At 61.7% G+C, this 26,582-nt stretch carries 23 protein-coding genes; 12 read left to right on the top strand and 11 right to left on the bottom strand.

Translation table 11 applies throughout. From position 1 onward, the window contains the following. Positions 1–59: 59 nt before the first annotated feature. Entirely contained in the window at positions 60–1,859 is a 1,800-nt protein-coding gene (gene dnaG, locus Q363_RS00565) for a DNA primase (RefSeq protein ID WP_035347005.1), read from the bottom strand. A gap of 246 nt (positions 1,860–2,105) precedes the next feature. Here dnaG and Q363_RS00560 point away from each other — a divergent pair, with 246 nt between their 5' ends. The 3 genes from Q363_RS00560 (at position 2,106) to Q363_RS00550 (ending at position 6,407) form a co-directional block, all read left to right on the top strand. After that, positions 2,106–3,044 (top strand): YXWGXW repeat-containing protein, encoded by a 939-nt coding sequence (locus Q363_RS00560; RefSeq protein WP_245632000.1) that lies wholly within the window; start codon positions 2,106–2,108, stop codon positions 3,042–3,044. A gap of 85 nt (positions 3,045–3,129) precedes the next feature. Further along, entirely contained in the window at positions 3,130–3,897 is a 768-nt protein-coding gene (locus tag Q363_RS00555) for an RNA methyltransferase (protein ID WP_035347002.1), read from the top strand. Between the two features lie 92 nt (positions 3,898–3,989). Continuing rightward, the gene (locus tag Q363_RS00550; RefSeq protein ID WP_051978130.1) at positions 3,990–6,407 is read left to right on the top strand and encodes a S9 family peptidase; all 2,418 of its coding nucleotides are present in this window, start codon (positions 3,990–3,992) and stop codon (positions 6,405–6,407) included. A 72-nt stretch (positions 6,408–6,479) separates the two neighbouring features. Here Q363_RS00550 and Q363_RS00545 read toward each other — a convergent pair whose 3' ends face one another. The 4 genes from Q363_RS00545 to Q363_RS00535 all read right to left on the bottom strand — a co-directional run bounded on the left by Q363_RS00545 (position 6,480) and on the right by Q363_RS00535 (position 9,990). Continuing rightward, entirely contained in the window at positions 6,480–7,106 is a 627-nt protein-coding gene (locus Q363_RS00545; RefSeq protein WP_035347000.1) for a hypothetical protein, read from the bottom strand. 65 nt (positions 7,107–7,171) lie between these two features. Next, positions 7,172–8,023, bottom strand: a complete 852-nt coding sequence (gene gluQRS, locus Q363_RS00540) for a tRNA glutamyl-Q(34) synthetase GluQRS (protein ID WP_051978128.1) — start codon at positions 8,021–8,023, stop codon at positions 7,172–7,174. Further along, positions 7,984–8,400 carry a hypothetical protein gene (locus Q363_RS39935; RefSeq protein WP_157466444.1) on the bottom strand — a complete coding sequence of 139 codons (417 nt, stop codon included), beginning with the start codon at positions 8,398–8,400 and terminating at the stop codon, positions 7,984–7,986. The genes gluQRS and Q363_RS39935 overlap by 40 nt, the downstream gene beginning before the upstream one ends. A gap of 270 nt (positions 8,401–8,670) precedes the next feature. Then, entirely contained in the window at positions 8,671–9,990 is a 1,320-nt protein-coding gene (locus tag Q363_RS00535) for a DNA polymerase Y family protein (protein WP_035346998.1), read from the bottom strand. A gap of 464 nt (positions 9,991–10,454) precedes the next feature. On the opposite strand from Q363_RS00535, the gene Q363_RS00530 reads away from it, so the two are divergent. From Q363_RS00530 to Q363_RS41920, 3 genes are all read left to right on the top strand, one after another. Beyond that, positions 10,455–11,036 (top strand): hypothetical protein, encoded by a 582-nt coding sequence (locus Q363_RS00530; RefSeq protein ID WP_051978126.1) that lies wholly within the window; start codon positions 10,455–10,457, stop codon positions 11,034–11,036. Next, on the top strand, positions 10,945–11,262 hold the full coding sequence (locus tag Q363_RS42595; protein ID WP_211256093.1) for a C1 family peptidase: 318 nt from the start codon (positions 10,945–10,947) through the stop codon (positions 11,260–11,262). The genes Q363_RS00530 and Q363_RS42595 overlap by 92 nt, the downstream gene beginning before the upstream one ends. Before the next feature lie 115 nt (positions 11,263–11,377). Further along, on the top strand, positions 11,378–11,695 hold the full coding sequence (locus Q363_RS41920; RefSeq protein ID WP_169746901.1) for a protease inhibitor I42 family protein: 318 nt from the start codon (positions 11,378–11,380) through the stop codon (positions 11,693–11,695). Positions 11,696–11,734: 39 nt separating this feature from the next. Here the strand turns inward: Q363_RS41920 and Q363_RS00520 are convergent, their stop codons facing one another. Both Q363_RS00520 and Q363_RS00515 read right to left on the bottom strand, forming a co-directional pair. Then, positions 11,735–12,187 (bottom strand): PIN domain-containing protein, encoded by a 453-nt coding sequence (locus Q363_RS00520; protein WP_035346997.1) that lies wholly within the window; start codon positions 12,185–12,187, stop codon positions 11,735–11,737. Then, a complete protein-coding gene (locus Q363_RS00515; RefSeq protein WP_211256092.1) occupies positions 12,180–12,428 on the bottom strand; it encodes a hypothetical protein in 249 nt (82 codons plus the stop codon). Before Q363_RS00515 ends, Q363_RS00520 begins: the two co-directional genes overlap by 8 nt. 434 nt (positions 12,429–12,862) lie before the next feature. Here Q363_RS00515 and Q363_RS00510 point away from each other — a divergent pair, with 434 nt between their 5' ends. The 3 genes from Q363_RS00510 to Q363_RS00500 all read left to right on the top strand — a co-directional run bounded on the left by Q363_RS00510 (position 12,863) and on the right by Q363_RS00500 (position 18,801). Then, a complete protein-coding gene (locus Q363_RS00510) occupies positions 12,863–14,515 on the top strand; it encodes a carboxyl transferase domain-containing protein (RefSeq protein ID WP_035346991.1) in 1,653 nt (550 codons plus the stop codon). Positions 14,516–14,599: 84 nt separating this feature from the next. Beyond that, a complete protein-coding gene (locus tag Q363_RS00505) occupies positions 14,600–14,959 on the top strand; it encodes a cupin domain-containing protein (protein ID WP_035346990.1) in 360 nt (119 codons plus the stop codon). 353 nt (positions 14,960–15,312) lie between these two features. After that, positions 15,313–18,801, top strand: a complete 3,489-nt coding sequence (locus tag Q363_RS00500; protein WP_084079796.1) for a TonB-dependent receptor — start codon at positions 15,313–15,315, stop codon at positions 18,799–18,801. Between the two features lie 106 nt (positions 18,802–18,907). On the opposite strand, the gene Q363_RS00495 is transcribed toward Q363_RS00500, so the two are convergent. Together Q363_RS00495 and Q363_RS00490 are read right to left on the bottom strand one after the other, a co-directional pair. Next, positions 18,908–19,294 carry a carboxypeptidase-like regulatory domain-containing protein gene (locus Q363_RS00495; protein ID WP_035346987.1) on the bottom strand — a complete coding sequence of 129 codons (387 nt, stop codon included), beginning with the start codon at positions 19,292–19,294 and terminating at the stop codon, positions 18,908–18,910. Between the two features lie 56 nt (positions 19,295–19,350). Next, positions 19,351–19,548, bottom strand: a complete 198-nt coding sequence (locus Q363_RS00490) for a hypothetical protein (protein ID WP_035346986.1) — start codon at positions 19,546–19,548, stop codon at positions 19,351–19,353. 161 nt (positions 19,549–19,709) lie between these two features. On the opposite strand from Q363_RS00490, the gene Q363_RS00485 reads away from it, so the two are divergent. The 3 genes from Q363_RS00485 to Q363_RS42590 all read left to right on the top strand — a co-directional run bounded on the left by Q363_RS00485 (position 19,710) and on the right by Q363_RS42590 (position 23,771). Further along, positions 19,710–21,245, top strand: a complete 1,536-nt coding sequence (locus tag Q363_RS00485) for a M28 family metallopeptidase (protein WP_035346984.1) — start codon at positions 19,710–19,712, stop codon at positions 21,243–21,245. Between the two features lie 48 nt (positions 21,246–21,293). Next, positions 21,294–22,124, top strand: a complete 831-nt coding sequence (locus tag Q363_RS00480) for a rhomboid family intramembrane serine protease (protein ID WP_035346977.1) — start codon at positions 21,294–21,296, stop codon at positions 22,122–22,124. A gap of 198 nt (positions 22,125–22,322) precedes the next feature. Further along, on the top strand, positions 22,323–23,771 hold the full coding sequence (locus tag Q363_RS42590; RefSeq protein ID WP_051978122.1) for a hypothetical protein: 1,449 nt from the start codon (positions 22,323–22,325) through the stop codon (positions 23,769–23,771). Here the strand turns inward: Q363_RS42590 and Q363_RS00470 are convergent. Both Q363_RS00470 and aspS read right to left on the bottom strand, forming a co-directional pair. Next, the gene (locus Q363_RS00470) at positions 23,714–24,682 is read right to left on the bottom strand and encodes a hypothetical protein (protein ID WP_035346976.1); all 969 of its coding nucleotides are present in this window, start codon (positions 24,680–24,682) and stop codon (positions 23,714–23,716) included. The genes Q363_RS42590 and Q363_RS00470 overlap by 58 nt on opposite strands. 29 nt (positions 24,683–24,711) lie before the next feature. Then, positions 24,712–26,559 carry an aspartate--tRNA ligase gene (gene aspS / locus Q363_RS00465; RefSeq protein WP_035346975.1) on the bottom strand — a complete coding sequence of 616 codons (1,848 nt, stop codon included), beginning with the start codon at positions 26,557–26,559 and terminating at the stop codon, positions 24,712–24,714. Between the last annotated feature and the right edge of the window lie 23 nt (positions 26,560–26,582).

The raw sequence follows: 26,582 nt of genomic DNA, 5'->3' as shown, positions 1-26,582 counted from the left end.
ATTGCGGCAGCGAGGGAGGCATCTCCTGTGATTGTAACAAGCGGGGAGAGGCGGGCCGGCTAGTGCTCGCGGAGGCGGCGATCGAGTTGGAGCTTCTCGTGGATGAGCTTTGTGAGCATGTCGTTGTCGCCGCGTCGCTCGGCCTCGGCGATGAGGGTGCGGGTCTCGCGCTGGCGGCGTTCGAGGTGGCGGCGCTCGAGGGTGTGGAGCGCGTCGGCGACCTGGTCGGCGAGCGAGGCGGGCTCGATAACGGCTCCGTCGGCGGGTTCGGCGGGATGCTCGAGTGCGCGGGCGAGCAGGACGCGGGAGGTCTGGTCGGGCGCGGCGTCGAGAGGGTTCGGCGGCGCGGGGGCGAGGGTGAGCGCTTCGAGGACCGCCGAGGAGGGCAGGCCGTCGTACCACTCGGGGTGCTCGGCGAGGCGGGCGGAGGCGAGGGTGCGTGCGGGGTCGCTGTCGCTGAGGACGAGTGCACGCAGCAGGATGCGCTCGGTCTCGCTGGCGGGGTCGTGCTGGTGCGAGCGGACGCTTTCGACGCGCTGCGCGGCGGCCTGGCGCAGCTCCTGGCGCAGGATGGCGGAGTCGATGCCGAGCTTCTGCGCGGCGTCGGCGGCGAACTCGTCGCGCTGGAGCGCCGCGGGCATGCGGCGGATGTGCGGCAGAAGGAAGTTCATCGCCTTCACCTTGGCGTCGGTGGTGCGCGCGGGGTGAAGCTGGCGGGCGCGGTCGATCAGGTAGTCCGAGTGGCGCTTGGCGGTACGCAATGCGCCCATGTAGGCCTCGAGGCCGTTCTCGCGGACGAAGCGGTCGGGGTCGAGACCGCCTTCGAGCGTGACGATCTTCACCTCGAAGGCCTCTTCGGTCAGCAAGGAGAGCGATTTCTCGGCGGCGTTCGCGCCTGCGGTGTCGGGGTCGAAGTTGACGACAACGCGTTTGGTGAAGCGCGAGAGCAGCCGCACCTGCGCCTCGGTGAACGCCGTGCCTGAGGTCGCGAGCACGTTGCGGATGCCCGCCATGTAGACCGAGATGCAGTCCATCTGGCCTTCGACGAGGAGAGCGAAGTCGAGCGTGCGGATGTCACCCTTCGCCTTGTCGAGATTGAAGAGCACCTGGCCCTTGGTGTAGAGCGCGGTCTCGGGCGAGTTGAGGTACTTGGCGATGTCGCGGCCTTTCTCGTCCTGCGCGTCGAGGGCGCGCGCGGTGAAGGCGATGGTCTTGCCCTGCTCGTTGGCGATGGGGAAGGTGATGCGTTTGCGGAAGCGCGCGTACATCGGGCCGGGCGAGCCGTCGGCCTGCTCCTTCGCAGAGAAGAGGCCGCTGGCGCGCAGCACCTCTTCGCTGAAGTGCTGCGCGAGCGCGTTGCGCATGTGGTTGAAGTCGTCCGGGGCGTAGCCGATGCGGAACTTCTGGATCGTCTCGGCGGTGACGCCGCGTCCGGTGAGGTACTCGCGGGCGCGTGCTGCCTCGGCTGATTTGAGCGCTGCCTCGAAGTACTGGGTCGCGGCCTCGTGGATGTCGACGAGCTGGCGGCGCAGGCCGGCCTCTCGGGCCTCCTCGGGCGAGGTGAACTCGCGCTTGGGAAGTGGGATGCCGGCTTTTTGCGCGACGGCGCGCACGGCCTCGGGGAAGCTCAGGTTCTCAAGCTTCATCACGAAGGTGAAGACGTCGCCCTTCTCGTGGCAGCCGAAGCAGTAGAAGTAGCCGTGCGTCGCGTTGACCGAGAACGAGCCGGTCTTCTCTTTGTGGAAGGGGCAGAGGCCGGTGTAGTTCTGCGCGCCGGTCTTGCGCAGCTTCACGTACTCGCCGATGATGCGCACGATGTCGGCCTGCTGCTTGACGAGTTGGGCGAAGTTGTCGGACACGATGCTGCGGGGGTGCAGGATTTGAGTTTAAACGACGCGGACCGTCGCGTGTGTTCTGAAGGCTGGCGCCGGATGCAAGTGAAGGGCAAATGGTTGCGGCTTTCGCCACAACTTAAGTTGCAGTTGGAGGCGCAGATTTTGCGCTGATGGCAAAACTTCGTGGGCAGGGGTGTGTTTACCTGCTGTAGTTCTGAAGGAAATTGGGTCCGAGGGATGAATATGTACACAACAAAGAAAGTACGAGTGATGGTTCTTGCGGCCGCGGTCATGACCGCTCTTCCGGCTGCGTCGTTTGGGGCAGTCAATGTTGCGATCGGAATCTCGGTCAACACGCCTCCTCCTCCGCTGCCGGTGTACGAGCAGCCTCCGATCCCCGCGGCGGGCTACATCTGGACGCCGGGCTACTGGGCTTGGGGTTCGGAAGGCTACTACTGGGTGCCGGGCGTGTGGGTGATGCCTCCGACGGCTGGCGTGCTGTGGACGCCGGGCTACTGGGGCTGGAGCGGCGGCGCGTACCTCTTCCACGCCGGCTACTGGGGGCCGCACATCGGCTTCTACGGCGGCGTGAACTACGGCTACGGCTATACGGGACACGGGTATGAGGGCGGCTACTGGAGAAACGGCGCCTTCGCGTACAACCGCTCAGTAAACAACATCAGAATCACGAACGTGACGAATGTTTACAACAAGACGGTGGTGGTGAACAATGTGAACCGCGTGAGCTACAACGGCGGCAACGGTGGTCTGCGCGTGCAGGAGTCAGCGTCGGAGCACGTGGCCTTCAACGAGCACCACTTCCAGCCCACGTCGAACCAGATGGCGCACGAGCAGGCGATGCACGCGGATCGCGGCCAGCTGGCATCGGTAAACCACGGCCGTCCGCAGACGATGGCAATGTCGACGGTGAACGAGCGTCGCGAGGTGCAGCAGCAGAGGGTCGCCAATGGCGTGCGATCCGGCCAGCTGACGCCGCGTGAGACGCAGCACGTCGAGAACCGCGAGGCGAACATCAACCAGCAGGTGCGCGCCGACAGGCAGGCGAACGGCGGCCACCTGACCCAGCAGGAGCACCAGCAGGTAAACCGCGAGCAGAACCATGTGAACGAGCAGATTCACAACGAGAAGCACAACGAACAGCACAACGAACAGCACAACGAACAGCACAACGAACCGCATTCGCGGTAACACGGTAAGACTCTCTGGTTAGGAAGCAGGCGGTCCGGGCGGTTGCGCTCGGGCCGCCTGCTTTTTGCTCGCCTAAAATAGTGGTGTGAGTCCTGAGCAGCTACTGGATGGCGTCGTCGTCGTGCTGGTGCGCGCGCGCAATCCCGGCAACATCGGCGCGGTGGCGCGCGCGATGCACGACTTCGGCTTCCGCCATCTGCGGATTGTGAACGACTACGCCGTGCCCTTCGAGGAGGCGCGCGCGGCGGTGGATGCAGCGGGCGTGCTCGCGTCGGCGAAGAGTTTCGCGTCGGTCGCCGAAGCTGTTGCGGACTGCACGCTGGTCGTCGGGACGACTGCGGTGGGGGAGCGCGCGCTCGAGCATCCTCTGCACGCCCTGCCGGAGGCTTCCTCGTTGATTCACGAGGAGCTTGCCTCCGAGAACGCCCGCGTCGCGCTGCTCTTCGGGTCCGAGAAGACGGGGCTGAGCAACGAGGAGCTGAGCCACTGCCACTGGCTGCTCACGATTCCCATGCACGAGCACGAAGACCTGCGCCATCCCTCGATGAATCTCGGCCAGGCGGCGGCGGTGTGTTTGTACGAGCTGGTGCGGTGGCCGGGAGAGCAGGCGGCGCTGGGGATTCGCGAGGCGGCGAGCGCGGGCGAGGTGGAGCGTCTTCTGGCGCTCTTCCGCCAGACGCTCGAATCCACAGGGTACATGCGGCGGCATCCCGCGAATTGCAGCGAGGCTGATTTGCGCCGGCTGGTGCTTCGCATGGGCCTCAGCGCGGCGGACGTTCCCATCTGGATGGGCGTCCTACGCCAGATTCTGTGGAAGATTGAGGGCGAGAGTGAAGCGAATCAACGCGAATGAACGTCCTTATTGCAGAACCTGCGCGTAGCGGTAGACTGGGCGTCATCAATTTCACACACCAAACAGGCAGGAAGTAGTTGGAGGATCGAAGAATGTCGTCAGGAAAGATTGTGCGCGCGTCGGCGGTGGTTCTGCTGGCGTCGCTTACGGGAGCCGGGATCGCACAGCAGGGAAGGCAGCTCACCACCGAGGACTATGCGCGGGCCGAGCGCTTCATGAACTACAACGTGAATCCGCTGGTGTTCCACAGTGTGGATCATCCGGCGTGGATGCCTGACGGGCGTGCGTGGTATCGCGATCGCGGACCCGAGGGGACGACGTACACGCTGCTCGATCCCGCGAAGGGAACGAAGGGCCCGGCGTTTGATCATGCAAAGCTGGCCAGCGCGCTGAACGCTGCAGTCGAAGCTGAGGGCAGACCGCGCGGCGAATCGACCTTTCAGGCGAACAAGCTTCCGATTACAGAGTTCACCTTAGCCGACAACGACCACACCGTCGTCCTGGCGACCGGGCAGCGACACTGGCGCTGCGACCTCTCCGGCACGGGCATTTGCAAGTCGACCGATCTGCAGCGCGGACAGAAGGAAGGCCGTAGCGGAGCACGCGGCCGCGCGGCCTTCGAGCTCTCTCCTGACGGCACCAAAGCGGCCTTCATCCGCGACTGGAACCTGTGGGTGCGCGACACCGCGACCGGCAAGGAGACGCAGCTCACCACCGACGGCGTGAAGGACTACGGCTACGCCACCGACAACGCCGGCTGGCAGTCGAGCGACGCGCCGGTGCTGCTGTGGTCACCGGACTCGAAGAAGATCGCGACCTTTCAGCAGGACCAGCGCAAGGTCGGCGAGATGTACCTGGTGCCTGTGACCAACGGACATCCGAAGCTGAAGGCCTGGAAGTACCCGCTGGTGGGCGATGCCGACGTCACGATGATCGAGCGCGTCGTCATCGAGGTGGATGCGCCGAAGGTCGTTCGCCTGAAGATGCCGCCGGACCAGCATCGCTCGACGCTCTGTGACGACGTTCACTGCCGCGGCGGCGGGTGGGATGACGTGCAGTGGAGCGACGACGCGACGAAGATCGCCTTTGCCTCCAGCTCGCGCGATCACAAGCAGGTATGGCTGCGTGTGGCCGACGACGCGACCGGCGATGTGCACGAGGTGATGAACGAGACCACGCCGAAGTTCTTCGAGAGCGGCAACGGCCGCGTGAACTGGAAGTACCTCTGGGACACCAACGAGGTGCTGTGGTTCAGCGAGCGCGACGGCTGGGGCCAGATGTATCTCTACGACGGTGCGACGGGCAAGCTGAAGAACCAGATCACGCACGGCGAGGGCAATGTGACGCAGGTGCTGGTGGTCAACGCCGCTTCGCGCACGCTCTGCTTCCTCGCGGTCGGCAAGGAGAAGGGCCGCGACCCGTACTTCCAGCACTACTACAGCATTCGCTTTGACGGCAGCGGCATGAAGCTGCTGACCCCTGAGAACGCGGATCACAACGTCACCGCATCGCCCGACGGCAAATACTTTGTTGATGTCGCCTCGACGCCGACCGAGCCGCAGACCGCGGTCGTGCGCGACAGCACGGGCAAGCTTGCGCTCGCGGTGGCCAAGCAGGACATTACGAAGCTCGTCGCCGCAGGCTGGGTTCCGCCGGTGTCCATCACCGTGAAGGCGCGCGATGGCAAGACGGACCTCTACGGCTTCCTCTTCAAGCCGACGAACTTCGACGCGACGAAGAAGTATCCCATCGTGAACAACGTCTATCCGGGGCCGCAGACGGGCTCGTGTGGCTCCCGCAGCTTCGCGGCCGCGCACCGCGACATGCAGTCGCTCGCCGAACTCGGCTTCGTCGTCGTCTGCATCGACGGCATGGGAACGCCGTGGCGCTCGAAGGCCTTCCACGAGGCCTACTACGGCAACCTCGGCGACAACACCATCCCCGACCAGGTCGCGGGAATGAAGGAGCTGACCGCGCGCTACCCGTGGATCGACATCGATCGCGCGGGCATGTATGGCCACTCCGGCGGAGGCAACGCAACAGCTGCGGCGATGTTCAACTATCCCGACTTCTTCAAGGTCGGCATCGCCGAGAGCGGCAATCATGACCAGCGCGACTACGAGGACGACTGGGCAGAGAAGTGGGCTGGCCTCGAGGTGAAGAACCCCGACGGTACCAGCAACTACGACAGCCAGGCCAATCAGAACATCGCGAAGAATCTGAAGGGCAAGCTGCTGCTGGCGCACGGAACGATGGATAACAATGTGCCGCCGAACAACACGCTGCTCGTCGTCGACGCGCTGATCAAGGCCAACAAAGACTTCGATCTGCTGATGATCCCCAACGTGCAGCACGGCTACGCCGAGGCCTCGCAGTACATGACGCGGCGACGCTGGGACTACTTCGTGCGCAATCTCGCCGGCGAAACTCCGCCGCACGAGTACCAGATGAAGTCGTACGCCGAGACGCAGGCCGCACTCGCCGGTGGCCCCGAGGAAGACGACGAGTAGTTCGTATCAAACGAAGCAAGATGGCCTGCAGAGAACGCTGTGCAGGCCATCTTTGTGTTTGCGAACGAAGAATTACGAGCCTGAAGGCGCGGGCGCAGGTGCGATTGGTCCCGTGCGCGCCAGCTTCCAGCCCTCGTTGGTCTCGATCAGGATGGCCTGCCCGGTGTGCGTTCCCTCGAGGTCGGCGCGTATCTGCGGGTAGGCGTTCTTCGTCTCTTCGGCGGTGGCCCACGCGGGCGTGTCCGCAACGGTGTAGTGATAGCTCACCTGCGTAGTTGCTCCGCGCTCGTTGCTGGTCGGCGTCGAGCTGTCGATGCTCGTGACCCTGCGGCGGCCGTAGCAGAAGTTGCCGAAGCCCGGCTGATCCGTGTCGGCCATCCAGGCCGCGCGCCCCTTCTCGGAGAGGTCGTAGTTGTTCACCTGCTTGCTCGCCACTACCATCACCGTCTTCTGGTCAGTGGTGCGGACTAGCAGCCCCTGATCGACCAGCGCGTCATAGGGCGTGGTCTTGCTGGTGTCCGACGTGTCGGCCTGAACGGGAAACTTCACCGGCGTCTTCCACAGACACTCCGGATGCGCGGTGTAGTACGTGTTGATCGCGTCCGTGAAATGAATCGTATTGTCGACCCGCTTGTTGCACCCGCTCGCAAGTGCGACCGCCGCTCCCAGCACGACAGCGGCGCGGCACGGCATTCTCATCCTCAAAATCCTCATGCCAAATCCACTCCTTCAGCAGAGTGGGATGCAGAACCGGCGCCCCGCGTTCACGCGCCAAACATGCACAAAACATCGCCCGGAGCTAACCCCTTGTTTCGCAACGTACGGATCGCCAGCGCATCGTGCCTCTTCGCCAGCCGCATGCCACGCTCGTCGCGCAGCAACGGCGTATGAAAGTACTGCACCGCAGGCAACCCCAGCGCTCGCTGCAACAAAATCTGCCGCGCCGTCGACTTCAGCAGGTCGGCCCCACGCACCACCTCCGTAATCTGCATCGCCGCATCATCTACCACACACGCAAGCTGATAACTCGGCAGACCATCCTTGCGCCAGATCAGGAAGTCGCCGAAGTCCCCGCCGGCGGTGAAGCTCTGCGGCCCAAGATTGCAATCCACAAACCGCACCACATCGCCATCCGGCACGCGAAACCGATAGTTCATCCCCGGCGCAAGACTCTGCGGCACCGCACCCTCCGCTGGTCGGCATCGCCCCGTGTACACCGGCTCATCATCCGCATCCTCATGCGGAGCCGCAACCATCTGCGCCAGCTCCCGCCGCGAGCACGTGCAGGCGTAGGCATGACCGCTCGCCAGCAACCGCTCAAACGCCTCGCGATACAGCGGAATCCGCTCCGACTGCACCACCATCGGCGGAGTCCACGCAATCCCCAGCCAGGCCAGGTCCTCGATCATCGCATCGACATACTGCTGCTTCGAGCGCTGCGGATCGAGATCCTCATTACGCAGCAGCAGCGTGCCGTCCTGTTCCAGCGCTCGTTGATACGCCGTCCAGAAGGTCGCTGCGTGACCAAGATGAAGCAAGCCAGTTGGAGAAGGAGCGAGACGGCTGGCGTAGTGGTCTAGATCATGCTTCCTGATCGCATTCTCTTCAGTCGCCATTGTTGTATCGCCATGATCGCCGAACCGACGACAATCAGAAAAACTCCGAAGAAAAGAGAACCTGATTGCAGTATCAGTGACCCGACATAGTAGTCGCTAGCTATTTCAAAATGTGCTCTCGGATTAGTTGGAGCAAGCAATTGACTATTTTTAGTCGGGGTTATGATGAGCGTGTATCGCCCTCTCTTTACGTAAACATATCCAAACTCGGCATCAATATAGTCCTTGCTATGCCCCCCACCTAGATTGTCGCCGTATTTTCCTTGTTGAATCAGATCGCCGGATCGATATAGTTGCCAATCCAAGTCCAGAACCTGCTGAATTTGTCCGCAATCGTTGAGTGCGGTTCGTTGTCCAAGGCCAAGAAGGCAGTCCAATCTGTGGAATGCAATTGTTCGATCAGTTCGAATGCCGATTCTGTATAGACCACTCGTTCTAACCTTGAATTGGAATGTTCTTGCACTTTTCGAGCTCAGGTTAATGGGCTCATCGAGGGAAATCCAATTCCGTGTGGCGAAATATGTCCCCACACCAGTCGGAAGAAGCAGACCTATCGCGATGAGAACGAGCGCAATTTTTTCGGGGGTTGTCGCCCCGCGCCATGATCGAAGCCGTGCCAGCATGCGTGAGCAGAACTATAGCACCGCTTACATATAGTCCACGCCATACTGCACCGGAATCTGCGTAAACGCGATCCGCGTCGGCGCACTCTCCCGCGCCGGTAGCATGCTCCCGAAGTGAAGCGTCGTATGCCCGTACTTCAGGTTCAGCTTGTCCATCGTGGCTGATAGTTGAGTGCGATTGTCCGGATCCCCGAACAACTCCTCCTGGTGCTCGTCTTCGGGCACCAGATCCCGCAGCGTCACGCCCACAAAGAACGGCTTGCGAAACTCCTCGCCCTGCGGCCGCCGAGCCCACATCCCGCGCATCGCTTCGAGCAGCGTCAGCGTGTCCTGGCACTCGCGAAACCGCGCCTCCATCCCCCAGCCCGAGTGCTTGATCCCGCTGAAGTGGCGCTTCGACTTCATCCTCTCCGCCTGCTCGCGCGTCAGCTGGTAGCGGATCGCGATCGACATCGAGCCCGTGTAGAACCTCTCCATCCGCAGGCGCATCGCCGCCTTGTGCAGCAGCTTGTTGGCGATGGCCCACGCGCCCTCCTCGCTGCGAAACTCCGGCGCCATCACGTGCGAATGTCCCAGCGACTTCTGCACATCGCTCATCACCGTCGCGCCGTCGTCGCCCGTCTCGCCGCCCCTCAGCCAGTGATACATCCGGTCGCCCCACACGCTGTTCCACAGGCTGTGCATACCGTTGCGGTCCAACGCCAGCAGCTGCTCCATCGTCGTGATGCCCTTCGCGTTCAGCCGAACCTCAGTGCGTGCGCCCACGCCCGGCAGGTCGCGCAGCTCCAGATGCGCAATCGCACGCGGCAACTGCGACGGCAGCAGCCCAATCAGCCCATCCGGCTTCTGCATGTCGCTCGCAATCTTCGCCAGGTAGCGGTTCGGAGCCATCCCAATCGAACACCGCAGCGCCACGCCCACGTTCCTGTAGATCGACTGCTTGATCTCCAGCGCAATCTTCCTCGCCCGCGGAGGCTCCTGCTCCCGCCCCATCAGCTGGCACACCATCTCGTCGATCGAAGGCGTATGCGCCACCGGACAGCAAAGCTCCACCGCCTTCGCAATCTCCGCCGAGTACTTCGCATACTCCGTATGATTGCCCTCGATCAGGATGATCCCCGGACACATCTTCTTGGCCTCACCCACCTGCGTGCCCGTCTTCACCCCAAACGCCTTCGCCTCATAGCTCGCCGCGATGCAGCACGTCGTGTCCGCCATCGTCGGCACCACAGCCAAAGGCTTGCCGCGATACTCCGGGTGCAGCTGCTGCTCCACCGACGCAAAGAAGCTGTTCAGGTCGATGTGCATAAAGCTGAAGCGGTCGGGATGTGGCGCGGAGGTCATAAGTGGAGTTCGCTGAAGAGATTTTATTCGCTTTTTATTTGCCGACCAGTCGCGAGAGCCGGGTGTCCCATTTCCCGGCGCAGCTTCATTGCGACATGAGTGGGATCATTCGAGCGAAGCTCGAACCGCTTCGGGGTACGCCAGGCCTTCAGGCTTGATGAGTGACTTGGTTCCCACCCTGCAGGGTGACGAGCTGCCCTTCACGTTCCTATTTATTAGCTTGACAAATTGGACAGGCAGTATATATGCGCTTCCGCACCTGAAAGTTGACGACCCACGATCGCTCTTTCGGCCCTTTTTCCCGGTCTCTTCTAAATACATTCATCCTTCTCAGGGACACTCCATTCAGACACGGGCGGGCCGCGGGCACCCGTAACCACATAATCTCGCTAAACCCTCGCAAATTGGATTTATCCGCGCGCGATTTGCAGGGCTTAGTCTTGCGAAGTGTTTGGAGGTCAATCATGGCGGAAACGACGACGCGCCCCGAGCAGGAGCGCATCTGCAACCTTGTACCATCCCGCAATACGGAAACGGACTGGCAGTTTCACCAGGCGATCGCATCGGGTGCGCTGGCGGCACCGGCGGCACTTCCCGCCAGTGTCGATCTGCGCAAGCCATGGTGGGACATCGGCGACCAGAAGAACACCGGTTCGTGCGTCGGATGGGGCTCGACCGACGGTGTAGCGCGCTATATGTTCGCCATGGCCAACCGCCTGCCGCAGAACGCAAAACTTTCACCACGATTCACATGGATGGCATCCAAGGAGACCGACCAGTTCACAACGCGTACCGAGACGATGATCGAGGGCGCCGGCACCACGTTGAAAGCTGCAGTCGACATCTTGCGGAGGTTTGGCGCGGCACCGGAGACGATGCTGCCGTTCAATATCGTTACAGCCATGTACACCGGAGATGAGGACACCTTCTTCGCAACCGCAGCGACGCGCAAAATTGCCGCCTACTTCAACCTGCAGCGGAATCTACCCAACTGGCGGGGGGTGGCTCGCACAACACGGCCCCATCCTGGTCGGACTCAACGTTGACCATACGTGGGACAACGCAACCGCGACCGGCGGCAAGCTCGACACCTTCATGCCCAACACCGTGCGCGGTGGCCATGCAGTGGCGGTGGTCGGTTACACTACCGACCAACGCTTCATCGTTCGCAACAGCTGGAACACCGGCTGGGGCGACAAGGGCTTTGCCTATGCAAGCGAAAACTATATCAACGCGGCCTTCTTCAACGAAAGCTACGGAGTCACGCTCTGACTCTGCGTTGAGGAGCATCCTGCTGGCTGCGGTCGCCGGACTTATCCCGCTGCTCGGAGCATGTGCCCATACTCCGGGCAGCGCCGTGGCGCCCACCAGCGCGAGGAGGGCGCTGATGACAATTACGGTCACCGAACAAAACGATGGCGGGCAGGTGCGCGCGCAGGTAGGCGACACGCTCGAGCTTCATCTCGCCGAGAACGCCACCACCGGGTATCGCTGGGAGCCCGACAACCTAGACACTCACCTGTTTGAGCTTGAGGAAGCCACCGCCAACTATCCATCCGGTGTGGTCGGGTCGGGTGGCGATGCCCAGTTCCGGATCAAAGTCCTCGCGGCGGGTAGTGCCACGCTCCGCCTCAAATACTGGCGCCGGTGGGAGGGCGAAAGTGGGGTGCTTAAGCGTTTCTCGGTTAAGATCGACGCCTCCTGAGTCATTCGCGGGAAGGCGCGAACCGCCTCTTTCCCTCTGTCAGTGAGCCTGCTCCGTCAGCAAAAGCACATGGCTCCGATACTCCCCGGCCAGATGAAGGATGGCCTTGTCCAGCGTCACCAGCACCAGCCCCTCGCGCACCGCCAGCCCAAGCAGGTAGGCATCGGTGATCTGGTTGGGACCAAAGAGTCGCGGGAATAAGGGACGGCACAGCGTATGCCAGTCATCTGTCACGGGCTGGTACTGATACCCCGGAGCTTCGATGATCCGCGCTAGAATTCTGCTCGCCTCGCTCATGGTCATGTTGCCGGTCTCAGGCCTCGTCGCATAGCGCAAAAAGCCCGCCTCCGTAAACGGACAAATGCCCCACTGGAGGCCGGGCGTGTTGAACCACACCGTCACAACAGAGTGGTGGACATGCCGCTCATCCAGAAGCGCTACAAACACATTCACATCGAGCAGATATCGCGGAGCCTGTGTAACCTTAGACAACCTCATCCTCCGAGGCTGCCTTGACCATCTCGTAAGTGATCGTCTTACCCGTCCCCGCAATCACCAAATAACCGTGCTCGTTCGTCTTCAACCGTGAGGACTCACTGGCTGGAGGCTCCGGCATCTGCTCTGCGCGCCGAAGCAACTCGCTGATTGCCGCACCCAAAGGAATACCCTTCGCCCTCGCATAGGCCGAGGCAAAGTCGTAGGCATCCCTGTCGAGATTGATATTAGACCTCATAATCATAGTGTGCACCGATTTCTATATCGGTGCAATATTCAAAAACAGTGCACAAAAATGCAATTCGCACTGCTCGTCTGTCAAGCCCATCAAAACTCCAAACTACCTGTAAACCACCGCTCCTGAATCAGTTCCATCAACCACCTTGGTTGCCGATTAATTCTCTTCGACCTTCTAAAATAGAACTATCTCGACCGACCAGGATCTTCCATGGCCCAACGGTCGGGATTTCTACGAGCTGCAGAGCTAAATCATGATTAATGAATACTTTGCATAGATGCCGTCTGGGCGTACCGAATAAAATCAATACTTTACAAGCCGCCGAAATACAAGGTACCCAGCTAAGTCATAACCTTTGAATACTTTGCACCATTTTAGGGGAGGGGAGGGTACCCAAAGCAAGCACCTGAACGAGCTTGTTAGAATCGCTGGCTATGGCAGCCGCCGAACATCCCGCTCCTCCCCAGCGCAAGCTCACCCCTCACGAACAGAAGCTCGCCGAGCTGGCCGCTCGCCACGCCATCGCCGAGGAGGGCGGCGGCCCCGAGCGGCGCGCCCGGGAACACGAGATTGGCAAGCTCTCCGCCCGCGAGCGCATCGACCTCCTCCTCGACGAGGGAACCTTCGAGGAGACCGACAAGTTCGTCACCCACCGCGCCTCCGACTTCGGCATGGACCAGCAGCGCGTCCCCGGCGACGGCTTCATCACCGGCCACGGCCGCATCGACGGCCGCGTCGTCTTCGTCTTCGCGCAGGACTTCACCGTCTTCGGCGGCTCGCTCTCCGAGGCCAACGCAGCCAAGATCGTGAAGATCATGGACATGGCCATCAAGGTCGGCGCGCCCGTCATCGGCCTCAACGACTCCGGGGGCGCGCGCATCCAGGAGGGCGTCGTCTCCCTCGCCGGTTACACCGACATCTTTCTGCGCAACACGCTCTCGAGCGGCGTCGTCCCGCAGATCTCCGCCATCATGGGGCCGTGCGCCGGCGGAGCCGTCTACTCCCCCGCGATAACCGACTTCACCCTGATGACGGAAAAAACAAGCTACATGTTCGTCACCGGTCCGGACGTCATCAAGACCGTGCTGCACGAGGACGTGACGAAGGATGCACTGGGCGGTGCGACCACGCACAACGAGATCTCCGGCGTCGCGCACTTCATGGCGCACGACGACCGCGAGTGCCTGGCGATGATCCGCGAGCTGGTCTCCTTCATCCCGTCGAACAACCTCGACGACCCTCCGCGCCGCGCGACCAGCGACTCGCCCGACCGCGCCGACGCCGCGCTCGACACCATCATCCCGGACGAGAGCAACCAGCCCTACGACATGGTCGACGTCATCACGCGCATCGTCGACGACGGCTATCTCTTCCAGGTGCACGAGCACTACGCGCGCAACCTCGTCGTCGGCTTCGCGAGGATGAACGGGCGTCCAGTCGGAATCGTGGGGAACCAGCCCGCCGCCCTCGCCGGCGTCCTCGACATCGACGCCTCCGTCAAAGGCGCGCGCTTCGTACGCTTCTGCGATGCCTTCAACATCCCGCTGATCACCTTCGAGGACGTCCCCGGCTTCATGCCCGGCACGCGGCAGGAGCACGGCGGCATCATCCGCCACGGCGCCAAGCTGCTCTACGCCTTCGCCGAGGCGACGGTGCCGAAGCTGACCGTCATCACGCGCAAGGCCTACGGCGGGGCCTACTGCGTCATGAGCTCCAAGCACCTGCGCACCGACGTCAACCTCGCCTGGCCGACGGCGGAGATCGCCGTCATGGGACCGGAGGGCGCGGTCAACATCGTTTACAAGCGCGAGCTCGATCAGGTCCTCCGCCGCGCACAGGCGGTGATGCCGCAGGGCGTCTCGCTGAGCGAGGAGCAGAAGCTCGAGGTGCTCGCTGAGGCCCGCAGCGAGAAGGTGGAGGAGTTCCGCGAGCGCTTCGCCAACCCCTACGTCGCCGCCGAGCGCGGCTACATCGACGCCGTCATCCGCCCCAGCGAGACGCGCCGCCGCCTGAACACGGCGCTCGACATGCTGGCCACTAAGCGCGAGAAGAATCCGCCGCGCAAACACGGCAACATACCGCTGTAGGCAGGGAGTAGGGAGTAGGGAGTAGGGAGTAGGGAGTAGAAAGCCTCCGGCCCCCGCTCAACCCTGCTCCCCATACCTGTCTCTATGCCTGCGAAGATCATCTCGACCGCGAACGCCGAACATTACACATGGGGAGACAACTGCGACGGCTGGTACCTGGTGAAGACGCCCGAGCTTCAGATCATCGAGGAGGGCATGCCTCCCGGCGCCGCCGAGACTCCGCACCACCACGTCCGCGCGCGACAGTTCTTCTACGTGCTCGAAGGCGAGCTGACCATGGAGATCGAGCACCATGACTTCGTGGTGAAGGCAGGCGAGGGAATCGAGATCGCTCCCGGCCAGATTCACTGCGCGCACAACCGCGGCGACAAGCCTCTGCGCATCATCGTCACCAGCCAGCCTCCCAGCCACGGCGACCGCGTAGACGATAGGCTTAAGTATTAGTAGATCGACACTTACTAATTTTCCCTGCACAAACGTCAAAAGGCAATTCGTCCCTCCAGGTGGGACGTTCGTCACAAAAACTTTAATTTCGTCACAATTTTTTGTTGACGTTTGATGAATCGCCCTGTAGGTTTGCCTGCATACGAAATCTCCGGCAGGGGTGGCAGCGGCCATCTACTGTCTTCCAGCAGACACAGCAGTCGTGTGCCTGAAGGGAGCACTGTTGTCTCTGCGCCAAGGCGAACGTTTGTGTTGAAGCACTGCAATCGAGCACGAATTGCAGCTAACCGACTTACTACCCTCCACGCGGGCATGTTTTGCGGGGAGCCTTCCTTTTCGAGAGGCCAAACGTGATGATGAAAACTGCTTCAAAGCTCTTCCAGCGCCTGACAGCAGCGGTTTGTATGCTGCTGCTCGCCTTCGTTGCGACGCTGTCCACCGCCCGCGCCCAGGAGACTACTGGCGCCGTCGAGGGCACGGTCAAGGATAAAACCGGGGCCTCCGTCTCCGGTGCCACCGTCAAGGTCAGCGGCGACAAACTGATCGGCATCAAGGCGATCTCTACCGACAAGTCCGGCTACTACCGCTTCGACAACCTGCCGCCCGGAACCTATGCCATTCAGGTCAGCGCGCAGGGTTTTGCGGAGTTGAAGCGTGAGGGCCTGGTCATCCAGACCGGCCGCATTCCCACCGTCGACCTGACGCTCTCGGTCGGCTCCGAGCAGACCATCGTCGAGGTCAGCACTGAGACTCCGGTGATCGACGTCACCTCGTCCCGTACGCAGACGACCGTCAGCAAGGACGAGATCGACTACGCTCCGCGCGGCCGCTCCTACCAGTCCGCCATCGCCTTCGCTCCCGGCGCACGCAACGAGCCCCTGCAGGGCGGCTTCCAGATCGACGGCGGCGCGACTGCGGAGAACTCCTACCTCGTCAACGGCATGGAGACCGGAAGCATGGTCACCGGCAAGTCTGGTGCCAACGCTCCCTTCGAGTTCATCCAGGAAGTCCAGGTCAAGACCGGCGGTATCGAGGCTGAGAACGGCGGCGCGCTCGGCGGCGTGGTCAATGTCATCGGCAAGCGCGGAGGCAACACCTGGCACGGCAGCGTCTGGACCTACTATGAGGGCGACCCGTTGGACTCCAGTTATGCCCTCACCCCCCTATCGCAGTACGACTCGGGAGCTAACCACCAGGGTAATTTCTTACGCTCTGATCCGCTCGGCACCTACTGTCCCTCCGGGACCACCAGCGCAAGTTGCGCCGGTGTCGCTCCTCGTTCCGACTACGCGGCGCAGTTCTATACTCCCATCAAGGATCACTTCCGCTACGTACAGCCTGGCTTTGAGGCTGGCGGCTACCTGAAGAAGGACCGCCTCTGGGTGTGGCTCTCATCAGCACCGCTCTTTCAAACGGCTCGGCGTACAGTCAACTTCACCAATCCGAACTGCGCCGCGACGGGTTGTCCTGGTGTTCGTCAGTTCAACTACTCCGAACAGACTTACTTCAGCGCTGCTCGCGTCGACTACAAGGTTTCGGAGAAGATCCGTGTCTACGGTGGATGGCAGTATGCCCTGGACCGTTCAACGGGCAGTAACAACGTGGCCGGCAGTAACTTCCCCACTCCGGACTCGATCTACGGCCAGTACAATCCATCAACGGCAAACCCGGTTGATTCTTATCAGGGAGCAATCGGCTCCATCGCGCCGAACAACATCTGGACCGCCGGTGCCGACATCACGTTAACCTCCAACATCGTTTCCACGACCAGATTTGGCAACTTCTACCAGAACTACGGCGATCGCGGACTACCTATCGGCGACCGTTATCTCTGGGCGAATAACGCAGCCGGGACCCTTTCTAACCTCAAGGCAGATGCGACGCTGCAAACCGCGAACCCGAACGCAATTCGGTCGAGCGGCAACTACAACATCAGCCCCAACCTCGGCTATCAATACAACGTCAACTCTCGCACTTCCTTCAACCAGGACGTTGCCTTCTTCAAGAAGGGCTGGATGGGAACGCACAACTTCAAGGTTGGTTATCAACTGACCCACCTCTACGAGAACGTCAACCAGAGCTTCACGAACGACCTGGTCCGTCTGAGTTATGGAACGACCTATGGGCCGCAGACAACCGCGGGCGCGGCGAACTGCGCGGCCATCTCGGCGCAGAACGTCACGCTCTACGGGAAGAGTGGTACGACGAACTCCTCCTGCCAGGGCAACTGGGGATATGTCAACATCCGCGACGGCAACGAGATCACGGGTAAGGCCAGCAGCAACAACCATGCCTTCTACATTCAGGACTCGTGGCAGCTCTTCGCCGGCCTGACGGCCAACGTCGGCGTCCGCTTCGAGCACGAGTACCTTCCCTCTTACAACCAGTATCCCTCCGGCATCGACTTCGGCTGGGGCAGCAAGGTAGCGCCTCGTATCGGCGGTGCCTGGGATGTCTTCCGAAACGGCAAGCTCAAGGTTCAGGCGAGCTACGCAGCCCTCTACGACGTGATGAAGCTCAACCTTGCCATCGGTTCCTTCGGCGGCAACTACTGGCACGATTGCGTGTACGCCCTCGATACGCCGGACTTCTCGGTCGTCAAGCCGGTCAAGGACGCCACAGGGCACTACTGCCCGGTGGGCGGTGCGACGGTCGGCGCGAACTTCGCCGGCGGCTCGGTTCCGGCTGGCCTGCGCTTCATCGAAAACCAGGACTTCCGAATTCCCTCGAACGATCCCTCAGAGGGAGCGGCGGTCGATCCGGACATCAAGCCGTATCGTGAACACGAGGACGTGATCGGTACTGCCTACCAGGTTTCGCGCGACTGGGCCCTCGAGTCCCGCTACACCCGTCGTCGTCTGGACAAGGCGATCGAGGATATCGGTTACATCGCGGCCAACGGCGAGGCCTTCATCATCGCCAACCCCGGCTTCGGCTTCGGCGCCGGCGGTGCGACGGCAACCTGCTCCACCTGCAAGACGCAGCCCAAGGCCGAGCGTAACTACGACGCTGTCGAGTTCCGCCTGACCAAGGCCGCAACCCACAACTGGTATGGCATGTTTGCCTATACCTACAGCCGTCTCCGTGGTAACTACAGCGGCCTTACCAGCACCGATATTGCCGATGCCGGCGGTGCCCGTGCCAATCCCAACAACAACCGCGCGTTCGACGAGCCGTACCTGCAGTTCGACGCCAACGGCAACGTGGCCAACGGGCTTCTGCCAACGGACCGTCCCAACTCGTTCAAGGGTGCTGCGTACTATCGCTTCAAGACGTGGAAGCGGAACGAACCCAGCGTCGGTCTCTTTCAGCAGGCGTCTTCGGGCTCTCCTCTGAGCACCTTCGGCGACGTCAACGGAAGCGCCGGCAGCTACCCGGTCTACCTCGTAGGCCGCGGCAAGTGGATCGACATCACCCGCGACAACGCGACCGGGAACTGGGTCTACGGCAAGACCTATACCCGCCGTACGCCCTGGTACACGCAGTCCGATTTCTCCTTCATCGATGACTATCGCGTTAGCGATAGCCACGAGGCATGGCGCATCGGCTTCGAGGCCAACATCACCAACCTCTTCAACCAGAAGGCAGCCACGGTATTCCAATCGCGTGTCAACTCTTCCGCCGGTTCGACAGCCAACTACATTCTCCCGAATGGCAGCACGGCGAACGCTCCGAACTACGGAATCCTGGAGAACGGGTACGATTGGAAGACCATCGCCAACGCACCCAAGACTGCAACGAACGCGACGCAGGGACCGCTCGTTCTGTCCAACCTGTACGGTCTGGCCAGCAGCTGGCAGAATGGCCGTTCCATTCGGCTGAAGTTCCGCTTCACCTTCTAGCTGAAAATTCCATTCAAAGAAAAGGGGGACCAAATGGTCCCCCTTTTCTTTTTCCCATCGCAAACCGGAGTTCGAGTCTGCCCTGAAGCGTCTGGTATCTCGAGCCTTACTTCTCGATCTTCAGGTTGATGTAAAACTGGTTTTTGCTGTCGAACGAGCTGATCGTCTTAACCGAGCTCTTCTTGCCGTTGTGCTCGGCCCAGATCTCGTAGTCGGTGTTCTGGGCGAGCTGCCCGAAGCGATACTCGCCCTGGTCGTCGGCGATGAAGCTCTTGACCGAAAGCGTATGGCCGTCCTTCAGGTACACCACAGAGCCCTTCAGCCCGGCGTTGCTCTGATCCGTGACCTTGCCCTGCACCACGCGCTGCACTGGGCCGCGTTGGGCCAAAGCGTAGGAATCTACGACTTCAGGCGCGCCCATGGCGAACACCATCAGCGATGACGAAACCAGGGCAGCCTTACCAACAAGAGAGCGAAGATAGGTTCGGTTCATGGGTATAAGTATACGGATCGAGTCCCACCGCCTCCGCAGTATCGCGCGGCAAGCTTTCAGTCGTCGTTTTCCTCCGTCACGTGCGAGACGTCCTCGTCGTCGTAGCCTGCCTCCTCTACGGGAGCCAGCTCGATCGGGTCCACCGAAACCACCTCGAGCTCCACGCCGCACTCCTCGCACTGCAACGTCTCACCCTCGTCTATTTCTTCGTCGATATCGATCGGGTAATCGCACTCAGGACATACCATAGCCATGACATAGCCTCCGCGCTCCAGTTTTCGCCGGCTGTACCATGCCGGGGCAGGCTCGCGCGACGCCTCCGCTATTATTTAGCTGCTCCCCTCAGCGGTCCGTCAAGCACCACGGGATCGCACGATTTTGGTATTCATTTGGTATTCATAAAGAGAGGTTTCTCGTGAACGCAGTTTCCGGCTCTGCCCTTCGGTCTCTCCGCATCGCTGCCTGTTTGCTCATTTTTGCGCCGCCGCTCGCGAACGCGCAGCAGCCTATCGCCCCGGCCCCGGCCGACCCGGCGATCGCCGGCGCCCTCACGCAGGTCTCTGCCGACCGCATCCGCGCCACGATCGAGAAGCTCGTTACGTTCAACAACCGCAGCACGCTCTCCAGCATGGAGACCGACCTCAAGCCCGGCACCGGGGTCACGGCTGCCGCCGACTGGATCGAGTCCGAGTTCAAGCGCATCTCCGCCGCCTGCGGCAACTGCCTCGTGGTCCGCCGCGACGAGTTTATCGAGCCCCCGCAGACCGGCCCCGCCGCGCGCATCGTCAAGCCGACGAAGCTCATCAATGTCTACGCCATTCTCCGCGGCACTGATCCCGCACAGGCTCCGCGCATGGTCCTCGTGACGGGCCACTACGACTCGCGCAACTCGGACAACTTCAACACGCACGACCCCGCGCCCGGCGCCAACGATGACGCCAGCGGCGTCGCCGTCTCGCTTGAGTGCGCCCGCGTGCTCTCGAAGCTCAAGTTCCCGTCGAGCATCGTCTTCGTCGCGGTCGCCGGAGAGGAGCAGGGTCTCAACGGCAGCCTGCATCTCGCGCGGCTCGCAAAGGCGCAGGGCTGGCAGCTCGAGGCCGTGCTGAACAACGACATCGTCGGCGGCGACACCACTCCGGGCGACACCACGCAGGACAAGACCGCCATCCGCATCTTCTCCGAGGGCGTCCCCGCCGCGGCCACTCCCGAGCAGGCACACGCCCTCATCAATCTCGGCGCTGAGAACGACTCACCCTCGCGCGAACTGGCGCGCACCGTCGCCGATGTCTCCTCCACGTACTTCCCGCCGGTCATCCAGCGCGCCGCGCAGGGAACTCCAGCGAACCGTCCGCACAGCAATCTGGTCCGCACCGCGACCGCCTTCCACCCCGTGCTCATCTTCCGTCGCGACCGCTACCTCCGCGGCGGCGACCATACCAGCTTCAACGCCGAAGGCTTCACAGCCGTGCGCTTCACGGAGTGGCGCGAGAACTTCGATCATCAGCACCAGAACGTTCGCCTGGAAAACGGCACGCAGTACGGCGACCTTATCCAGTACGTCGACTTCAACTACGTCGCCAACGTCGCGCGCCTCAACGCCGCCACGCTGGCCACACTTGCCTTCGCGCCCGGCGTCCCGCAGAACGTTCACATCGAAACTACGGCTCTCGACAACAACACCGTGCTCAGCTGGACGCCTCCCGCGGGGATGCCGGCTGGCGCGACGTATGAAGTGGTCTGGCGGCCGACCGACCAGCCCACATGGACCATGGCCCAGAGCGCAGGCGCGACCACCAGCATCAAACTGCCCATCTCCAAGGACAACGTGATCTTCGGGGTTCGGTCCGTCGACGCCGCCGGACACCGCAGCATCCCTGTCTTTCCAACGCCCACGCGGCCCTCGCGCAGCTTCGTTCCCGCCGCTCCACCGCAAACCCCGCCGCATCCGTAGCGGGACTCGCGCCACTATGGTGAAATAGTTCTTGGTGACTCGATAAGGATGCCTCGCTCCAGCCCCACCACGTTGTCGCTCCCGCCCTTCAGCGGCGCCACGCGCAAGCTCATCCTGCTCAACGTGGCCGCCTTCTTCGGGATGGCGATCCTCGGGTGGATATCGTCTCCTTTAGGCGACCTGCTATACAACACCCTGATGTTGAGGCCCATGGCCGTCTTGCACGGTCAGATCTGGCAGCTCGTCACCTACTCGCTCGTCGATCCCGGAATTCTCTCCATCGCCTTCAGCATGCTCACCCTCTGGTTCACCGGAGCGCTGCTCGAAGGCGCCTACGGCAGCCGCTGGCTCGCCGAGCTCTACTGGACCTCGGTCATCGGCGGCGCCATCCTCGCAACGGCCATCTCCTTCACGCGCATCTTCGGCATGCGTCCCGACTTCATCACGGCCTTCAGCGCCTGGACCGGGGTCTTCGGCCTCCTCGTCGCCATCGGCATGCTCTTCGGCGACCAGGAGTTCTACCTCTGGTTCCTCATCCGCGTCAAAGCCAAGTACCTCGTCGCCATCTACATCCTCATCGCCGTGGCCGTGCTGCTCAAGCAAGCCAACAGCTTCGGTGCTCTGCTCCAGCTCTCCGGAGCGCTCGCCGGCTTCCTCTTCGTCCGCCTCGCTCCGCGCCGAGGCTTCGCCTTCGGTGTCTCCGAGCGCTTCTACGGTGTTCGCAACGCCTACTATCGCTACAAACGTCGCCGCGCCGCGCGCAAGTTCGAGGTCTACATGCGCAAGCAGAATCGCGAGGTCCACTTCGACAAGGACGGCCGCTATATCGATCCCGACGAGCTGCGCCGCGACCCCAAAGATAAACGCTGGATGAATTGATTTTTCTTCATCGAGCGTCTCCGCGCGAACTGTCTCCAGGGTCTATAATTCAAAAAACTACGAAGCAGGGAGGGCCTGCCGAAACTCAGCAGGCCCTTTCCTTTTGCAGAGCAGCTTCCTTCCCGCATCACCTTCTGTCCTTGCATGTCAACCCATCATCACACGTGGCTCCGAAAGAAGAGCCGCGAAGGAGTACACATGCCACGCAAACTCCCCATGCTGGCGCTCGCACTTTTCACCGCTAGCTCGTTCGCGGTCGCACAAACCTCAAACAAAGACTTCTTTACGCGTTACTTCGTAGCGAAGCGGCGCCACAATCCGACTCCGTCCACCAATCCTCCAACCACGACACCACCGACGACGACCGATCCAGCTCCTTCAGGACCGAGCGACACAGATCCGGCGCCCACGACACCCACCACTCCAGCTCCGGCGCCGACCACGCCCACGACGCCTGATCCGGCGCCGACGACCCCCACCACGCCAGCTCCGGCGCCAACAGCGCCGCAGCTTGCCTGCAACGCCATGTCGCTCGGCGTGGGAGCAAACCTCAACGGGTTCCTTCCCTTTGAGGCCAACAACCCGTGGCGCCAGAACATCGCTAACGCTCCGGTCGACGGCAACTCCAACGGCTACATCGGCTTCCTCGGGGGCTCGCACCTCCGTGCGAACTTCGGAGCGGGTCAGTACAACGGAAGCACGATCGGCATCCCGTATACCGTCGTCGGCGGCTCGCCCTTCACCACCATCAACTACAACCTCTATGGTGACGAGAGCGATCCCGGCCCCATGCCGATCTCGACCGACACGCCCGTTGAGGGCTATCCCAACCCGGGCGACGGTGACCGTCACACGCTCGTCCTCGACCGCGACAACTGCTGGCTCTATGAGCTCGGCGTGGCCGTCCCGCAGGGTGACGGAACCTGGCAAGCCAATGTCGGATCCGTCTGGGATCTCCTCAACCAGAACGCCCGTCCCTTCCGCTGGACCTCAACCGATGCGGCCGGTCTGCCTGTCTTCCCAGGCCTCGTCCGGTACGACGAGGTAGCGGCAGGCCACATCGACCACGCCATCCGCGTGACGCTCCAGCGCAGCCGCCAGGCCTTCGTGCCTCCAGCCACGCACTGGGCGCCCAACAACTCCGACCCCAACGCCGCGCCCATGGGAATGCGCATGCGCCTCAAAGCCAACTTCGACATCTCGTCGTACGGTCCACAGGCCAAGGTCATCCTTACGGCTCTCAAAAACTACGGCATGATCATGGCCGACAACGGAAGCAACATGTTCATGATCGGAGCACCCGACGACCGCTGGAACAACGACGACCTCAACTCGCTGAAGCAGGTTCCCGCCTCCGCGTTCGAGGTCATCCAGATGCCCGTCGTCTACACGCAGTCGAACGTGCCCACCGGCCCGGCCCCGACGATCACGAGCCTCACCGCCGACAAGACCACCGTCGGGTCCGGTCAGGCTGTCACGCTTACCTGGGCCGCCAACAACGCCTCCTACTACGTCGTCTCGCCTGAGATCGGCGCAGTACGCGGCACCTCGGCCGTAGTCCACCCAACCAAGACCACAACCTACACCGTCTACGCCACCAACCAGTTCGACCGCAGCACGCAGACCATCACGATCAACGTGCAGTAGTCGCTACGAAAACCAAAGGGCCGCGGCTGTCTCTTCAGCCGCGGCCATATTATTTGCGTCGCTGCATTCTGTAGTGAAGGCGCAGAAAAACTCTTCCCCACAACCATAAGGTGATCAGCTCGACCAACTTCTGTCTCGCCTGCATACACGCGAATCTCTTCCTTCATGGCTTTGACGTATCGAGCCCATATAACTCCATTGCCTTGGTGAACCACGAAATAGAATCCCGGTTCACCAAACCTGTCGCCGATGGATTGGATCGAAAGCGAGCCATCTTCATGAACCTCCACCTTCATCAGAACAATCGCGTTGCCGTTCGGCAGAGGGAACACAACCTTGATGCAGGGATAAGGATGTTCCGGAATCATGCACACGGAATAACTTCCAGCATAGAGCACATTCTTCGTCACTCTGAGCTCCCGGACCCACGCTGTCTGAACCACGGTGCCGAATCCGGGATCTCGGATAGGAAGCACATTGCTGGTCATCCCCTTTGAGCTATCGAGTGAAGACAAAGGAACGTTCAGCTGCTGTAGGCGGCGGCTAAAGAGCAAACCCAACGCCCTTCCGAAGGGGCGGAATAAAGAACTCCACTCAGACCATGCATCGAGATCAAACTCCGACGTCCGCTCATAAAACTCTCGTAGCAATGGCGCAACCTTATGTAGGTCACGATTTCCTTCGAGCAGACTAAACGTGGGAAGCAAACCGCGAACACCTGTGGTGATCAGCTCGAGCTGCTGATCGCGAGCATAGTTCAAGAAAAAGTCCTGACCAATCCCGAGCGTGTTGCCGGTCGGTCCGTCTAGCCAGGGGTACTCCGAAAGAACAAGGCGACGCCCGGTCGCCTGAACCCATCGCTGGGTCGTCCAGTCGCTTAGATTGCCTCGCTTCTTTCCAAGCCAGATCACAGGACGACTCTCCCATCCACTCGATACGCTTAGCTTCGCCCGGCTATCTTCAAATGCAGCTCCTTCAGCTGCTGCTCTGTCGCATGGCTTGGAGCATCGACCATCAGGTCGATCGCCTTCGCCGTCTTCGGGAACGCGATCACCTCGCGCAGGCTCTGTGCTCCGGCGAGAATCATCACGATACGATCGAGCCCCAGCGCAATTCCGCCGTGCGGAGGCGTGCCGTACTCCAGCGCGTCGAGGAAGAATCCAAACCGCTCCTTCGCCTCTTCATCGGACATTCCAAGCGAGCGGAAGATCTCCGCCTGCACGTCCTGCCGGTGAATACGGATCGAGCCCGAGCCCAGCTCCGTGCCGTTCAGCACGATGTCGTACGCCAGCGCACGCACCGCGCCCTTGTCGTTGAACAGCGCGCCCGACTTGATGTCGTCCTCATGCGGCGAGGTGAACGGATGGTGCGCCGCATTCCACACCTTCGTCTCCTCATCCCACTCGTACATCGGAAAGTCGGTGACCCAGAGAAACCTGTAGTCGTCCGCCGTGCCTGTCTGCGTGAAGCGCCCATGCTTGTCGGCGAACTTCTGCGCCAACTGCAGCCGCAGCGCGCCCACGCGCTTGTAGATCCACTGCGGATCGTAGTTCCACTTCTCGGGAGTCCCCAGCTTCGGCGTGATCACGACGACCAGGTCATCAGCCGTCACGCCTTCCTCAAGCGTCGGCTCTGCCGCCAGCTTGGCCTCAATCGCATTCGCGAGCGGAGCGAAGGTCTCGTTCGTCTTCAAGCGCGCCACGTCGAGTGAGTCAAGCCCACACTCGCCAAACGCCTTGCGAATCTCATCCACCAGCGCGCGCCGCTGCGTTCCGCTCAGCCCGCCTGCATTCGGAATCACAAAGCCCAGCACCGGAAGCTTCTGCTCGATCTTCAGCTGCTCGCGTAGCGCAGGCGTCAGCTCCTCGGTCAGGTCGGTCAGCGCGGGCAGGCGCATGTCCGGCTTGTCGATGCCGTACCGCCGGATCGCCTCGTCGTACGACATCTGGATGAACGGCGCCGTCAGCTCGATACCTGCTGTCGCAAAGGCTGCCGTCAGGAAGCCTTCGACCACGCGAAACACCGTCGCCTGCTGAGGAAACGTCATCTCGAGATCGATCTGCGTAAACTCCGGCTGCCGGTCCGCCCTCAGGTCTTCGTCGCGAAAGCACCGCGCCACCTGGAAGTAGCGATCGAACCCCGAGATCATCAGAATCTGTTTGAAGATCTGCGGTGACTGCGGCAGCGCATAGAAGTTCCCCGGATGCACGCGGCTCGGCACCAGATAGTCGCGCGCGCCCTCAGGCGTCGAGCGCGTCATAAACGGCGTCTCGATCTCGAGGAACCCATTCTCCGACAGATACTCGCGAATCGCCCGCGTGACCTTGTGGCGCGTCAAAAAGTTCTTCTGCATCTGCTCGCGGCGCAGGTCCAGATAGCGATACTTCAGCCGCACCTCTTCGTTCGCAATCGCGTCTTCCGCAGGCGAGAAGGGAGGCGTCTTCGCCTCGTTCAGCAGCAGCAGCTCCTTGGCGACGACCTCGATCGCGCCCGTGGGCATATTCGGATTCTCGAGGCCCTCGCCGCGCTTGCGCACACGGCCCTTCACGGCAACGACGTACTCCGACCGCGCCGCCTCAGCCTTCTCATGGGCGTCGTTCGAGACTTCGATATCCAGCACCACCTGCGTGATGCCCGTGCGATCACGCAGATCGAGAAAGATAAGATTGCCGTGGTCGCGACGCCGGTTCACCCAGCCCATCAGAACCACATCCTGTCCATCCTGCCCCACACGGAGCTCGCCGCACCGGTGCGTCCGCTGCAAGTTTCCTAAAAAGTCGAGTGTCACAATCTCTCTATTGTACGAAGTTA

This window comes from Edaphobacter aggregans DSM 19364 (genome assembly GCF_000745965.1).
Classification (GTDB): domain Bacteria; phylum Acidobacteriota; class Terriglobia; order Terriglobales; family Acidobacteriaceae; genus Edaphobacter; species Edaphobacter aggregans.
Note: the sequence above shows the minus strand (reverse complement) of the source record. Positions and strands in the feature narration are given on the sequence as shown.

Coding starts and splice junctions, on each gene's coding strand:
- Q363_RS00560 (WP_245632000.1), top strand. CDS start 2,106: ATGGTTCTTGCGGCCGCGGTCATGACCGCTCTTCCGGCTGCGTCGTTT.
- Q363_RS00550 (WP_051978130.1), top strand. CDS start 3,990: ATGTCGTCAGGAAAGATTGTGCGCGCGTCGGCGGTGGTTCTGCTGGCG.
- Q363_RS00545 (WP_035347000.1), bottom strand. CDS start 7,106: ATGAGAATGCCGTGCCGCGCCGCTGTCGTGCTGGGAGCGGCGGTCGCA.
- gluQRS (WP_051978128.1), bottom strand. CDS start 8,023: ATGGCGACTGAAGAGAATGCGATCAGGAAGCATGATCTAGACCACTAC.
- Q363_RS00535 (WP_035346998.1), bottom strand. CDS start 9,990: ATGACCTCCGCGCCACATCCCGACCGCTTCAGCTTTATGCACATCGAC.
- Q363_RS00530 (WP_051978126.1), top strand. CDS start 10,455: ATGGCGGAAACGACGACGCGCCCCGAGCAGGAGCGCATCTGCAACCTT.
- Q363_RS41920 (WP_169746901.1), top strand. CDS start 11,378: ATGACAATTACGGTCACCGAACAAAACGATGGCGGGCAGGTGCGCGCG.
- Q363_RS00515 (WP_211256092.1), bottom strand. CDS start 12,428: ATGAGGTCTAATATCAATCTCGACAGGGATGCCTACGACTTTGCCTCG.
- Q363_RS00510 (WP_035346991.1), top strand. CDS start 12,863: ATGGCAGCCGCCGAACATCCCGCTCCTCCCCAGCGCAAGCTCACCCCT.
- Q363_RS00505 (WP_035346990.1), top strand. CDS start 14,600: ATGCCTGCGAAGATCATCTCGACCGCGAACGCCGAACATTACACATGG.
- Q363_RS00500 (WP_084079796.1), top strand. CDS start 15,313: ATGATGAAAACTGCTTCAAAGCTCTTCCAGCGCCTGACAGCAGCGGTT.
- Q363_RS00495 (WP_035346987.1), bottom strand. CDS start 19,294: ATGAACCGAACCTATCTTCGCTCTCTTGTTGGTAAGGCTGCCCTGGTT.
- Q363_RS00490 (WP_035346986.1), bottom strand. CDS start 19,548: ATGGCTATGGTATGTCCTGAGTGCGATTACCCGATCGATATCGACGAA.
- Q363_RS00480 (WP_035346977.1), top strand. CDS start 21,294: ATGCCTCGCTCCAGCCCCACCACGTTGTCGCTCCCGCCCTTCAGCGGC.
- Q363_RS42590 (WP_051978122.1), top strand. CDS start 22,323: ATGCCACGCAAACTCCCCATGCTGGCGCTCGCACTTTTCACCGCTAGC.